This window comes from Polynucleobacter sp. AM-26B4, assembly GCF_018882285.1.
Classification (GTDB): domain Bacteria; phylum Pseudomonadota; class Gammaproteobacteria; order Burkholderiales; family Burkholderiaceae; genus Polynucleobacter.
This window is the reverse complement of record NZ_JACVOT010000001.1, coordinates 880192-892710: the sequence shown is the minus strand read 5'-3', so window position 1 is coordinate 892710 and position 12519 is coordinate 880192. Positions and strand designations below refer to the sequence as shown.

Genomic DNA, 12519 nt, shown 5'->3' with positions numbered 1-12519 from the left:
TTTAAATACTACCAAAAGCCCCTCGATTGAAATCATTAATCGCTTGTTCGATCTCTTCTCGGGTGTTCATCACAAAGGGTCCATGACCAACGATGGGCTCATTAATTGGTTCACCACTTAATAACAATGCCACTGTATCTTCAAGGGCTCTGACTTTGATATCTTCTCCATCTTGACTGAACATCAGCATCTTTGCGTCTTTTGCAACAACGCCATGATCTCCAGCATTGCCAGAGCTCTCTAATGCTCCGCGCAAAACGACCACAGAAGTATTCCAACCATTGGATGCCGGCAAAACAAGTTCTTCACCTTTTTTCAAACGAATATCAAACACATTCATGGGTGTGAAGGTTTTTGCAGGGCCCATTCGTCCTTCATAATCGCCCGCAATCACTCTGATTGATCCGCTTGAGTTTGATAATTCAATCTCTGGAATAGTTTGACTCAAGATAGGCTGATAGCCAGGCGCAGTCATTTTATGTTTTGCTGGCAAGTTCACCCACAGCTGAACCATTTGCAAAACTCCGCCTTGCTTTGCAAAAGCATCTGAATGAAATTCTTGATGAAGAATCCCTGCACCAGCAGTCATCCACTGAACATCTCCTGGGCCAATCGTTCCACCTTGACCCGTTGAGTCTTTATGTGAGACCTCGCCGTCATAAACAATCGTCACAGTCTCAAAACCACGGTGAGGATGAGTGCCCACGCCCTTGCGCTCTGTTGTTGGCGGGAACTCCGCAGGACCGGCCAAATCAAGCATTAAAAATGGGCTCATCTCTTTACCCAGTTGCTGATAGAAGAATAGAGTGCGCACGGGGAAACCATCGCCCACCCAATGGCCTTGATCATTTCCCTGAATACCCAGAAGACGCTTCATATTATTTACCTTAGCTCGCTCATTTGTTTAATCTTATCTTTCAATATTAATCACTATCTGAATAATTTTCAGGCGCATTGCATAATAAGGACATCTTCTGTCTTCTTATAAACATTAAATAAGTCATCAATTCATGTTCAGCACACCAACCCTCAGCTTTTTCCAAGAAATCATTGAGTTGATTGGTATCTTCTCGTTTGCTGCTTCAGGACTGATTGCAGGTCTAAAGAAAAAATTAGATCTGGTGGGTGTCAGCATCGTGGCTGGTTTGACGGCTTTTGGTGGTGGCACATTAAGAGACATTCTTTTGGATCGCAGGCCCTTCTTTTGGGTTGAACACTCTTACTGGCTTTGGGTCATCATTGCACTGACCAGCATCAGCATTTGGTTCATCAAAAATAAACACTTGATCTATACAGAAAAAATGATTCAGCTACCTGATGCCATGGGTCTTGCCTTGGCAACCATACTGGGCACTCAAATTGCACTTCAATTTGACATGCCTTTGGTGGTGGCTATTTTGCTGGGTGTTATTTCTGCAACTTTTGGCGGTGCCCTGCGAGACATCGTTTGCGGAGAAATTCCTCAACTGTTCTCTGACAACCGACCCTATGCAGTGATTGCCTTTGCTGGAAGTGGTTTGTACATTCTACTAAGCACTTACTTGCTAGATGAATCAATGGCTGCAGTTATTTCATTCATGTTTATTTTCATTATTCGTGCCATTGCTTTGTATAAGAATTGGCACCTACCCACATTCAGGGCTTAACCATGAACATCAATGCAGACTTCAGCCAAAAAGCTGTGGTCAACACTCACGAATCAGCTTGGTTGCCATCACCCATGGCAGGCGTTAATAGAAAACCTTTGGATCGCATCGGTGATGAAGTTGCCATTGCAACAACCATCGTGAGCTATGCACCGAATTCTTCTTTTCCAAAACACGCTCATCCTGCTGGGGAAGAAATCTTGGTGCTTGAAGGCACCTTCTCAGACGAAAGTGGTGATTACTCAGCGGGCATGTACCTGCGCAATCCACCCAACAGCTCGCACACGCCTTACTCAAAAGAAGGCTGTACGATTTTTGTCAAATTAAGACAATTTCATCCAGACGATTCAGCCACCATCCGAATCGATACCAACAACACTGCTTGGTATCCAGGTCTTGTTCCTGGACTATCAGTGATGCACTTGCATGAATTCGATGGCGTGAGTACAGCGCTTGTAAGGTGGGCACCGAATACCATCTTCAATCCTCATGTTCATCCAGGTGGCGAAGAGATCCTCGTTTTAGAAGGTGTCTTTCATGATGAGCACGGTTCGTACCCGAGTGGCACGTGGATCAGAAGTCCTAGATACAGCAAGCACGCACCCTTCACAAAAGAAGAAGGTGCGCTCATCTATGTCAAAACAGGGCATCTGAATCACAAGCTAGAGCAGTAAATTAATCATCGACGCAATAAAAAACCACCCGAAGGTGGTTTATTGATTCTTTGTAAAGTGAAAAAATCAACAAAGTCTCAGACCCAATAAATTTATCTGGACTAATGGACTTGTTGTCATCCAAAACCCAATTACACAAATAACAATTCCAAACCCATACATTAGGGCTTTTTGAATTTTTAAATTGTCCTTAAGCCGTTGCATGTGCGGTCCTATCAATCGGAACTTCTTTGATTGGTAAGTTAATTAATGCGGCCATTATTCCTAAGCCTATTGAAATAATCCATACGGAATCATATGACCCTACAAGATCGTACATTTTGCCGCCAAGCCATCCGCCTAAAAATGCGCCAACTTGATGAGCTAAAAAAACAAAGCCGCCCAACATTGAAAGGTTCTTCACTCCAAAAATAGTAGCAATTGCGCCATTGGTTAGAGGAACTGTACTCAACCACAAGAACCCCATGATGAAACCAAAAACATAAGCAGTTATTTGGCTCATAGGAAGCATAATAAATAACAAAAACAATAGCGCTCTTCCAAAATAAAGTGCGCTCAGTAATTTAGCTTTTGGATACTTTCCACCCCACAAGCCTGCGTAATATGATCCTAAAATATTTCCAAGCCCTATCAAACCCAAAACAATTGATCCATCTAAGGCTGTTAAACCACTGTCAACCAAATAAATTGGTAAATGAACAGCAATAAACACAATATGAAAACCGCACACAAAAAAGCCGCCGCACAACATCCAAAATGCTTTTGAATAAAATGCCTCACTTAGTATTTCTTTGAGTTTCATTTCTGGCTCAGGAGCTTTAGTTTCAGTTGCATTCTTTTTTTCCATCAAAGGAACCGCCAATGGAAAGATCAATAAGGATAAGAAGGCCATCGCTATCAAGGCGCCAGACCAGCCCAATCCATCAATTAACCCAACCGATCCCGGTAGCAAAACAAATTGCCCCAATGAGCCTAAAGACATACATACACCCATGGCCATACTTCTTTTTTCTGGAGATACAGACCTGCTAACCACACCAAAAACAATTGGAAATGTAGTTCCTGATAAGCCCAGGCCAATGAGCAGGCCTGCGGAAATCGTGAACTCTGTTGTGCTGGTGGTCAGTGCCATTAAAAGCAACCCTATCGCATAAAGCGCTCCGCCTGCGAGAATCACTTTACCGGCGCCATACTTATCAGCAATGCGACCTGTAATTGGTTGTGCAAGACCCCACATTAAATTTTGTAGCGCTATACCAAAACCAAATACTTCTCTACCCCAATGAAAATCAGAAATCATGGGCATCATGAACATGCCAAATGAATGCCTAATACCCAACGATAATGTCAGAATGACACCGCCACAAAAAATAATATATTTATAGTTCTTGATGGTTTGTGTGTTCATGCTGTTTCCTTAACCAATTGATTGAGATAACTCACTTAGTTTTTTATTGAGCTCAATATAAAACTCAAGGTCTTTACCCAACACTTTTTTTGCTTTCTTTTGAACATCTTCCCAAGAGGTCTGAGCTTTTTTTAAAGCCCTCTCACCACCCTTAGTAAGTCTCACAACGCTTCTACGCAGATCCTCGGGATCGCTAATGAGTTCAATAAGTTCGCCGCTTTCCAAGATTGCTAGATTTCTTGTCAACGTTGTACGATTTAATTTAGTTAGCTTAGAAAGCTCATTAATAGTGATTTCGGAAGCGCCATATATCTTTTTTAATAAAGAATACTGGGTCACTTTAATCCCAGATTTTGCCAATGCCTCATCATATAAATTGGTTAGGGCATTAGCGGCTTTTCTAGTTGAAATACAGACGCATGGATCTGTAAGAGTTTGATTATTTAAGTGCATATACACATATTAGCACAAGGATGAATAACTAATTTGTCCCTTTAAAAGACATTTCTTGCGGAAGATATCTGAGGATAAGGGCTGCCAATTCCCAAAAACGAAAAAACCACCCGAGGGTGGTTTATTGAATCTTGGTGGCCCGGGGCGGAATCGAACCACCGACACAAGGATTTTCAATCCTCTGCTCTACCGACTGAGCTACCAGGCCAAGAATCGAGAATTGTACTATAAAAGGCTTTTTACCCCAAACTGCCCACCCCAACTAAAGGCTTGAGTACCCATGGAGCCTAAAAACATCCTTGGCTTTGGGGCTTTGCAGATAGGCATAAAAATCCACAACCGACCTGGGCGGGTTCTTCAATAACACCATTCTCTGCTTGATTGGCTCATGAAAGTTATTAGGAATTAAAAGATGATCTGCTAATTGCAGCACCTCTTTAGATTTGGCCAAAGAATAGGCTGTTAATCCGATGCCTGCCGAACCAGAAGTCACAAACATGGTTGCCGATGAAATGTTTTCGCCAAAAACAATCTTATTCTTTGCTGACTCATATAAACCTAGAGCATTCAAAAAATCAGTCGCTGCCTTTCCATAGGGGGCTGTATCAGGCTTTGCAATCGCAATCTTATTTGTATCCTCAATGATTTTCTTCAACTCAACTGGATTGAGGCTCAACTTGATTTTTCTTGATTTATGAGCAATCAAAGCCAATCGGCCAATCGCATAAACCTTTCCCTCATCCACTGTTAAACCCTGGTGATGCAAAGCTATTGGAAAGCTCTCGTCAGCAGACACAAATAAATTAAACGGTGCGCCCTGTTGTATCTGACGAGCAAAATTACCGGATGAGCCATAAATGATTCTGAGATCTTGGCCACCCGCCATTTTGTATTGCCGGTAAATCTCTTCCATGGCTGGCTTCATATTTGCAGCAACCACCACCGTTGCCTGTTGAGCATTTACCAATGTGGCAAAGAAAACTGTTACTACTGATAACAGAGTCTTTGATAGAAAAAATCTTTTAAGCTTCATGGTCACGCGTAACTTAGCAAAAGACCAGCTAGTCACCTTTGTAATTACCAACATCAATGCCAAGGGCCTTAAGTTTTCGGTAAAGGTGCGTTCTCTCCAGACCCGTCTTTTCAGCAACGCGTGTCATGCTGCCTGAGGCTTGATTGAGATGGTATTCAAAATAAGCTTTTTCAAATAAATCCCTGGCTTCTCTTAATGGCAGATCGATGTAACTTAAATTGAATTCAGCTTGATTGCTTTCAGCTTCTTCAACAATGAATTCCTCAATCTTGCTGCTTATTTGTATAGATCCATCGGCCTTGATGTCCGTTTTAGTTTCAACAGAAAATAGCTCTTTGGGTGGCGCTTTTTCTAAAGCTTGCTCAACTGTTTTTAATAACTTCTGTAAAGCAATTGGTTTCTCTAAAAAGTTCACTGCACCAATTCTGGTGGCTTCCACGGCCGTATCAATGGTGGCGTGTCCTGACATCATCACCACCGGCATCGTCAGCTGACCATTGTTAGACCATTCTTTTAAAAGAGTCACGCCATCAACATCAGGCATCCAAATGTCTAAGAGAACCAAATCAGGCTCAAGATTTTCTCGGGCCTTTCTGGCCTCATCTGCATTCTGCGCAGACACCACTGAGTGCCCCTCATCCGTAAGGATCTCATTGAGGAGCTCTCTGATGCCCATCTCGTCGTCAACAACTAAGATACTTGCCATAACTAACTTTGCTTTACCAGTTGATTGAAATAAATAGACACCTCAGCACCAATGAGCTGATTGTCTGCCATGCGATTGCGTAATTCAATTCTTGCGCCATGCTCATCCACAATTTTCTTCACGGTAGCAAGGCCTAAGCCGGTTCCCTTTGCTTTAGTTGTTACATAAGGCTCAAAGGCACGACTTAAAATTCTTGGGGCAAAACCTGTGCCCGCATCCAAAATACTCAACTTAACAATGCCCTTGCCAACTTTATCAACATCATTTGAATCTGGGTAAGGCAAGAACTCTGTTTTCACCAAAATTGAAAATTCGCCTTTGTTGGCCTCAACGCTGGCATCTAAACCATTTTGAATCAGGTTATGAATCACCTGACGAATTTGCGTCGCATCAGCCAAGATCAGTGGACACGCTTGATCAAGATCGGCGCGAACCGGAGTGCCGCCATATAAGCCCAAGACATCAAGCACCAATTCATTGATTGATAACTCTTGTAACTGCGCATCTGGAGTTTTGGCAAAATCTCTAAAGTCGTTCACCATTTGTTTCATGGCCTCAACTTGAGTGATGATCGTGGTTGTGCTGCGCTCAAGGAATTCTTGCTGCTGAGGATCTAAATGCTCTTTTAACTTCAGTTGAATTCTCTCAGCAGACAATTGAATTGGCGTTAAAGGATTTTTGATTTCATGAGCCAAGCGTCGCGCCACATCACCCCAAGCAATCGATCGCTGGGCGGTAATCACTTCTGAAATATCATCAAACACCACAATGAACAGACCGCTTGGTAAATGTGTGCCACGCACCAATAAGGTAATGCCATGATCATGCTGTGAATCTATATGACTTGATGCATCCAAAATAATTTGTTTTTGCCAGTGATCACTTTGGCCATTGCTGGAGACTTCATGAGCACTGAACGCATCTTTGATGGCGGCCTCAAACTCTTGCAAGCGCGGGATGCCCCCCAAACTCTTCCCGATAAACTCATCTAATGGAGTTCCAAAAATTCGGGAAGCGCCCGCATTAGAAACCACCAACTTAAATTCTTTATCTAGAACACAAACACCCGCAGTTAAGTTAGATAAAACACTTTCAGAAAATGTTTTTGAATCTTCTAATAAGTTTCTAGCTTCTAAGAGCTGTCTGGTCATTACATTGAATTGCTTGGTTAACAAACCAAGTTCATCGCCGGTGTTCAATTCTGGTCTGGGCGAGAGGTCGCCCTCTGCAACTGCCTTGGTTCCCTTGAGCAGCATGATCAAAGGGGTGGCCAACTGACGACCCAGTAACAAGGCTAAGGCCATTGCGATGAATAGGGCTAAAAATAAAGTGATGGTCAGGGTACCGATATACATCTTTCGCAAACCGGAACGACCAAGCGCTTTCTCTTGATACTCAATATAAGCACTTTGAACAGCCAAAGCGTTATTGCTGAGACTCTCTGGCATATTTTTAACCAGTAGCAAATACCTGTCTTCTGACTGAGAGCGCAAATTAAATCCACCCAAACCACCCCCAGAAAGACCATCAATTGGAATTAATAATTTGATCGTATAAGTCTTTTTAGACAGATCTGGATTCGGCTCATCTATCTGCGTGAAATATCCCACTGATTTTGCTTGTTGCAATTTATCCGCTTGAGACATCTCCGAGACAGCGGAACTTAATCCAAGGCTTGCGCTGGCAACAACCTTCGAGCCCAAGCCAAACAAAGTGATTTCTTCAAGGCTGTTTTGATCCCGCTGCCTTGATAACAACAAGGTTAAAGCACCTTCACCTGAGGCGCGTGAAGTCGCTTGAATCTGGCTAGCAATCTCGCGGCCCTTGCTCAACAACTCTGTGCGAGAAATCTCAATCGATGTTCTACCAAGCTGTAAGCCCGCCTCAAGAGCGCGCTCAACCTTGACGTCAAACCATGATTCAATACTGCGCGACACAAACTGCAAAGAAACGCCGTAAAGAATAGCTCCTGGCAAAACACCCACCAAAGCAAAGAACATCGCTAACTTTGCAATCAATCTTGAGCCAAAATACTTTTGGCGCAAGCGCATGGCCAAGTTAAAAACTAAGGCAATGATCACCAGTAAAAACAGGGTGCCAATCAATACATTGGCCACGAACAGTAAAGCAAAATATTCATCAAAAAATGATGTGTTGGCCGAAGCAAAGGCCAATAACAACAATAAAATAAGCGCTAAAAATACTACAAGCCCAATCAAAAATGGCTTAGCCAACAATCTCATCATGGCTGTGCTCCTGGGGCTTGCGAAGCTGGCTGTGCGATTGGCGCGAAGTCAAAACGATGCCAATCACTTTGTAAATTCCAAGATTTTGAATTGATCGCATTGACCTGAAATGGCTTTGCTAATTGATTGGTGTCCAAGCGTATCCGAAGAGCCGCTTGATAGGTCTGTTTTGATTCAATGGCAGTTGCATCAAGAACCATCCAATCTTCAATCGTTTTAACGGCCGCTAATGCTTGCTTTAATGTCGCAGCAGTCAAGCTGAAGGTACCTAGGGTCACCCGGTATTGATTCGTTAATGCTTGATAAGATATTTTTGATACTCGTTGGACATCCACAATTTTGTTGTCCAACCAATACCATCTTTTTTTACTTAACTGAAACTCAGTGACAAAGTGAAGCGTCACTCCTTTGTTAACGAGTTGCTCAAGAGCGGGGCTGAGTTCTAATTGAACATCAGCGTTCAAAGCCCATGATTTTTCAAGGGGGGTCAGCCTAACATTGCTTAAGGTAATGTCATTGGCGTGCGCAAAGCTGACCGTTGCGATCAGCAAGAAAATCTTAGCAATCCAATTGAATAGTTGGCGCATGCTTATTGTTAATCTGAAGCTTTCATTTTTCAAAAAGCGCATAAAAAAATCCATCGTGCTGCTTTGATGGCAAAAGCTGTCCAGGGGCCTTCAATCTGACTGCATCTGGCATGGCATTCAGCCACCACTTAGCTTGCAGCTCTCCTTCATCTGGAAATACTGAGCAAGTGACATATAGTAACTTACCGCCTGGCTTTAACAAGCCCCAAAGGGCTGTGAGTATTTTTCGTTGTGCCACCTGCAGATTCTTGATGTCGCCCTCTTGGCGCAAATAAGTGATGTCGGGATGCCGCCTCACAATGCCCGAAGCAGAACATGGCACGTCTGCAATGATCGCATCGTACAACTCGCCGCCGAACCATTCTTTTGGATTTGAGGCATCACCAATGATGATGTGTCCACCTGTCAGTTTTAATCGTTTGAAATTTTCTTCAATTCTTTTGGCTCTTGATGCATCTATCTCTAGGGCATCTAGGTGAACATCGTATTTTTCTAAAAAGTGTGCGGCCTTACCACCAGGTGCAGCACATGCATCAAGTACCCTTTGTCCCGGTTCGAGTTTTAGCAATTCTGCCGCCACCTGTGCACCCGCATCCTGAACCGAACAAGAGCCATCAAAGAAGCCCGGAATCTGTGCAACTGGCATTGGGTTTTTTAGTTCGATCGCGCCTGATAACTTTTGCCCAGCAACTGTATTGATCAATTGATACTCAATATCAGCCTTGCTTAAATCATCTAAATATTTTTGAACGCCTGCTTCATCTTTCAGATATCTATGATTTAAACGCAGGGTTAATGGTGGCTTTTCTTTAGATGCGGCCAACATATTCAAATGCTGCTCTGGGTAAGAGTACTTTAATTTTCTTGTCCACCATTCTGGATAAGAAGGGTGCTGTTCTTCCGGAATTTCTTGATAAAGCTTTTCATTTCTAAGAGCTCTGCGCAATACAGCATTGATCAAGCCTCTGGCAAAGCCAAGATTGCTATCCAAGCTACTTGCATTTACCGCCTCATTCACCAAAGTATGTGTGGCATACATGGGCTCGCCATTTTTTTCTGGCAACAAAGCAATCGCAGCCCAAAGCAAATAAAGGGTTAGGCCCGGTGGAGTTTTTTGAACATATTGATTCAAAACCTCCTGAGCCCAAAAACCTCTTCTCAGGGCCTGAAAAGCAATGCTCTGTACAGCAGGCCTTAAATCTTGGGGTGTGCTCTGCAGAGCAAGGGTCAGCGAGGTCCCGTTTTGAACATCCTGCAATACCTTGGCAGATGCAAAAAGTGCTTTTGAAAGACTGATGCCTTGTTGTTTGATATCAGCCAGGATATGTTCCAGTTCTTGCCATTTGCATCAAACGAGCAACGCGCTCTTCGGTTGGCGGATGAGTTGAAAACAAACCCGCTAGACCACCACCAGATAGAGGGCTCATGATCATCATTTGTGCAGTTTCTGGGTGTCTTTCAACCGCATCAAAATGTCTGCCACTGGCAACTTGGTGAATCTTGTCCAATGCCATGGCCAGCGCCTCTGGGTCATTACAAATTTCTGCGCCACCTCGATCAGCTTCATATTCACGAGCACGAGAGATCGCCATTTGAATCAAGCTCGCCGCTAACGGCGCCAAGATTGCTACCAAAATACTCGCCATCGGATTGCTTGGACGACCATCAGAGTTTCTGCCGCCAAAGAACATGGCAAAGTTTGCAAGCGCAGACAAGGCGCCTGCCATTGTGGCTGAAATGGTTGAAATCAAAATATCACGATGTTTGACGTGTGCCAACTCATGGGCCATGACTCCACGAATTTCTCTTTCAGATAAAACTCTCAAGATACCCGTGGTCGCAGCAACTGCAGAATTTTGCGGATTGCGACCTGTGGCGAAAGCATTTGGAGAGTCTTCTTCAATTAAATAAACCTTTGGCATTGGTAACTCAGCTTTTTGCGCAAGCTCACGCACCATTCGATAAAAATGAGGTGCAGTCACTTCATCCACCTCTTTGGCATTCATCATCTTCAAGACCATTTTGTCTGAAAACCAATAGCTAAAGAAGTTCATGCCAAAGGCCAAAAGCAAGGCCATCAACATCCCCTGCTCGCCGCCAATCATTCCGCCCACCACGATAAACAAACCCGTGATGCCGGCCATTAATACGGCTGTCTTGAACCAATTAAACATCTTTAAAATCCTTCTTGAAAACAGATTTAGAAATTCTAAAATTAATACTCATCTCTAGCATACCCCGTCTTAATTGTTGATTATCGCTTGGGGTTGTTAATTCAGCACTTGGCCGGGCTTCCAGCCCAAGGTTTGAGCAAGCTGTGACGCTGACATTTTCTTGCCGCCAGCTCTTTGTAATTCAGTCAATAAAACGCTGCCCTTTCCACAGGCCAACTCCACACCCTCTTGAGTGATGTTCATGATCTTTCCTGGCTCACCCTGCAATTGATCATTGATCAAGGAGCTATTCCAAATTTTGATGATCGATGTTCCATCAAGCAACGTCGCTCCCGGAAAAGGATTGAATGCTCTTATTTTTAAATCTATTGCCTTGGCATCTTTCTGCCAATCAATCTTTGCCTCATCCTTCATGATCTTGTGAGCATATGTGATGCCTTCAAGTACCTGAGGTTCAGACTTCAAAATTCGCTCTTGTGCAAATCGGTTCAAGGTTTCCACAATCATCAAAGCGCCCATCTTTGCCAATGCGTCATGAAGTGTTGCTGTTGTTTCGTTGGCCGCAATCGGCATTTTGTTCATCGCAATCACGGCACCAGTATCCAAACCTAAATCCATTTGCATGATCGCAATTCCGGTCTCAAGATCTCCGGCTTCAATGGCTCTGTGAATCGGGGCGGCTCCTCGCCAGCGCGGCAATAAAGAAGCATGAATATTCAAGCATCCAGCTCGGCCAGCCTGCTCTGCAATATCAAAAACCTCTTGGGGCAGAATCAAACCATAAGCAGCCACGATCATCACATCAAAATCTAAGCTTTGTAAAACACTCAAAGCCTCTCGAGCTTCATCGCCATAAGGACCTGTTACTTTAAGTGACGTGGGCTGCATGACTGGAATATTTTTTTCTAACGCAAATTGCTTGACTGGGCTGGCGTGCAATTGCATCCCTCGGCCTGCAGGCCTGTCAGGCTGAGTCATGACCATCACCACTTCATGACCTGCATGAACGATTGCCTCTAGGGCAACTCTGGCAAATTCAGGGGTTCCTGCAAATACAACCTTCAACATCAGAGGGCGCCTGCTTTTGTTTTCTTTTTCAGTTTGCCGGCTATTCTCATGCGCTTTAATGATGACAAGTACTCAACAAACACTTTGCCTTTGAGGTGATCCATTTCGTGTTGGATACAAACTGCCAATAATCCATCAGCATGTATCTCAAATGACTTTCCCTCTAAATTTAATGCACGAACTTTTACTTCAGAGGGACGCAAAACCTCATCAAAAAAATCTGGCACCGACAAACATCCTTCTTGCCAAACTTTCTTTTCTTCACTGCTCCAAATAATTTCTGGATTGATGAAGACTTGTAGCTGATCTCTTTCATCAGATAGATCAATCACGATCACTTGTTGATGAACATTTACTTGGGTAGCAGCCAATCCAATACCAGGGGCTTCGTACATGGTTTGCGCCATGTCGGCCACCAATTGACGAACAGCATCGTTCACAGCCACAACTGGTTTTGCAACCGTGTGTAAGCGAGGGTCTGGGTAACAAAGAATAGGTAATGCAGCCATTTCAGAAATTTCTTA

Annotated in this window: 12 protein-coding genes, 1 tRNA gene and 2 pseudogenes; 2 read left to right on the top strand and 13 right to left on the bottom strand. The window is 43.6% G+C overall.

Annotated features, from left to right (window positions below):
- Nucleotide 1 precedes the first annotated feature (1 nt).
- Nucleotides 2–877, bottom strand: a complete 876-nt coding sequence (locus ICE88_RS04465; RefSeq protein WP_216249841.1) for a pirin family protein — start codon at nt 875–877, stop codon at nt 2–4.
- A gap of 133 nt (nt 878–1010) precedes the next feature.
- Here ICE88_RS04465 and ICE88_RS04460 point away from each other — a divergent pair, with 133 nt between their 5' ends.
- Both ICE88_RS04460 and ICE88_RS04455 read left to right on the top strand, forming a co-directional pair.
- Nucleotides 1011–1646 carry a trimeric intracellular cation channel family protein gene (locus ICE88_RS04460; RefSeq protein WP_216249838.1) on the top strand — a complete coding sequence of 212 codons (636 nt, stop codon included), beginning with the start codon at nt 1011–1013 and terminating at the stop codon, nt 1644–1646.
- Nucleotides 1647–1648: 2 nt separating this feature from the next.
- Nucleotides 1649–2320, top strand: coding sequence for a cupin domain-containing protein (locus ICE88_RS04455; RefSeq protein WP_216249836.1), 672 nt, complete (start codon nt 1649–1651; stop codon nt 2318–2320).
- Between the two features lie 190 nt (nt 2321–2510).
- Here the strand turns inward: ICE88_RS04455 and ICE88_RS04450 are convergent, their stop codons facing one another.
- The 12 genes and pseudogenes from ICE88_RS04450 to def form a co-directional block, all read right to left on the bottom strand.
- Entirely contained in the window at nt 2511–3728 is a 1218-nt protein-coding gene (locus ICE88_RS04450; protein WP_216249833.1) for an MFS transporter, read from the bottom strand.
- A 9-nt stretch (nt 3729–3737) separates the two neighbouring features.
- Nucleotides 3738–4181, bottom strand: a complete 444-nt coding sequence (locus ICE88_RS04445; protein ID WP_216249831.1) for a MarR family winged helix-turn-helix transcriptional regulator — start codon at nt 4179–4181, stop codon at nt 3738–3740.
- 132 nt (nt 4182–4313) lie between these two features.
- Nucleotides 4314–4389: transfer RNA gene (locus ICE88_RS04440), tRNA-Phe, on the bottom strand.
- 54 nt (nt 4390–4443) lie between these two features.
- Entirely contained in the window at nt 4444–5268 is an 825-nt protein-coding gene (gene modA / locus ICE88_RS04435; protein WP_255535209.1) for a molybdate ABC transporter substrate-binding protein, read from the bottom strand.
- Nucleotides 5243–5419 (bottom strand): annotated as a pseudogene (locus ICE88_RS08630) (helix-turn-helix domain-containing protein); the annotation flags it as partial. The pseudogene ICE88_RS08630 and the gene modA, both read right to left, overlap by 26 nt.
- Before the next feature lie 146 nt (nt 5420–5565).
- A pseudogene (locus ICE88_RS08625) lies at nt 5566–5920 on the bottom strand (response regulator); the annotation flags it as partial.
- Nucleotides 5921–5922: 2 nt separating this feature from the next.
- Nucleotides 5923–8166, bottom strand: a complete 2244-nt coding sequence (locus tag ICE88_RS04425) for an ATP-binding protein (protein WP_216249826.1) — start codon at nt 8164–8166, stop codon at nt 5923–5925.
- Complete coding sequence (locus ICE88_RS04420) at nt 8163–8753, bottom strand: DUF4390 domain-containing protein (RefSeq protein WP_216249823.1); 591 nt, start codon at nt 8751–8753, stop codon at nt 8163–8165. Before ICE88_RS04420 ends, ICE88_RS04425 begins: the two co-directional genes overlap by 4 nt.
- A 22-nt stretch (nt 8754–8775) precedes the next feature.
- Entirely contained in the window at nt 8776–10050 is a 1275-nt protein-coding gene (gene rsmB, locus ICE88_RS04415) for a 16S rRNA (cytosine(967)-C(5))-methyltransferase RsmB (protein WP_370624450.1), read from the bottom strand.
- 16 nt (nt 10051–10066) lie between these two features.
- Entirely contained in the window at nt 10067–10927 is an 861-nt protein-coding gene (htpX, locus tag ICE88_RS04410; protein ID WP_216249819.1) for a zinc metalloprotease HtpX, read from the bottom strand.
- Between the two features lie 96 nt (nt 10928–11023).
- Nucleotides 11024–11995 carry a methionyl-tRNA formyltransferase gene (fmt, locus tag ICE88_RS04405; RefSeq protein WP_216249816.1) on the bottom strand — a complete coding sequence of 324 codons (972 nt, stop codon included), beginning with the start codon at nt 11993–11995 and terminating at the stop codon, nt 11024–11026.
- Entirely contained in the window at nt 11995–12504 is a 510-nt protein-coding gene (gene def / locus ICE88_RS04400; protein ID WP_216249813.1) for a peptide deformylase, read from the bottom strand. Before def ends, fmt begins: the two co-directional genes overlap by 1 nt.
- Nucleotides 12505–12519 lie beyond the last annotated feature (15 nt).

Bases quoted from the DNA above. Each gene is read 5' to 3' on its own strand.
- ICE88_RS04465 (WP_216249841.1), bottom strand. From the start codon at position 877: ATGAAGCGTCTTCTGGGTATTCAGGGAAATGATCAAGGCCATTGGGTG.
- ICE88_RS04460 (WP_216249838.1), top strand. From the start codon at position 1,011: ATGTTCAGCACACCAACCCTCAGCTTTTTCCAAGAAATCATTGAGTTG.
- ICE88_RS04455 (WP_216249836.1), top strand. From the start codon at position 1,649: ATGAACATCAATGCAGACTTCAGCCAAAAAGCTGTGGTCAACACTCAC.
- ICE88_RS04450 (WP_216249833.1), bottom strand. From the start codon at position 3,728: ATGAACACACAAACCATCAAGAACTATAAATATATTATTTTTTGTGGC.
- ICE88_RS04445 (WP_216249831.1), bottom strand. From the start codon at position 4,181: ATGCACTTAAATAATCAAACTCTTACAGATCCATGCGTCTGTATTTCA.
- modA (WP_255535209.1), bottom strand. From the start codon at position 5,268: ATGTTGGTAATTACAAAGGTGACTAGCTGGTCTTTTGCTAAGTTACGC.
- ICE88_RS04425 (WP_216249826.1), bottom strand. From the start codon at position 8,166: ATGATGAGATTGTTGGCTAAGCCATTTTTGATTGGGCTTGTAGTATTT.
- ICE88_RS04420 (WP_216249823.1), bottom strand. From the start codon at position 8,753: ATGCGCCAACTATTCAATTGGATTGCTAAGATTTTCTTGCTGATCGCA.
- htpX (WP_216249819.1), bottom strand. From the start codon at position 10,927: ATGTTTAATTGGTTCAAGACAGCCGTATTAATGGCCGGCATCACGGGT.
- fmt (WP_216249816.1), bottom strand. From the start codon at position 11,995: ATGTTGAAGGTTGTATTTGCAGGAACCCCTGAATTTGCCAGAGTTGCC.
- def (WP_216249813.1), bottom strand. From the start codon at position 12,504: ATGGCTGCATTACCTATTCTTTGTTACCCAGACCCTCGCTTACACACG.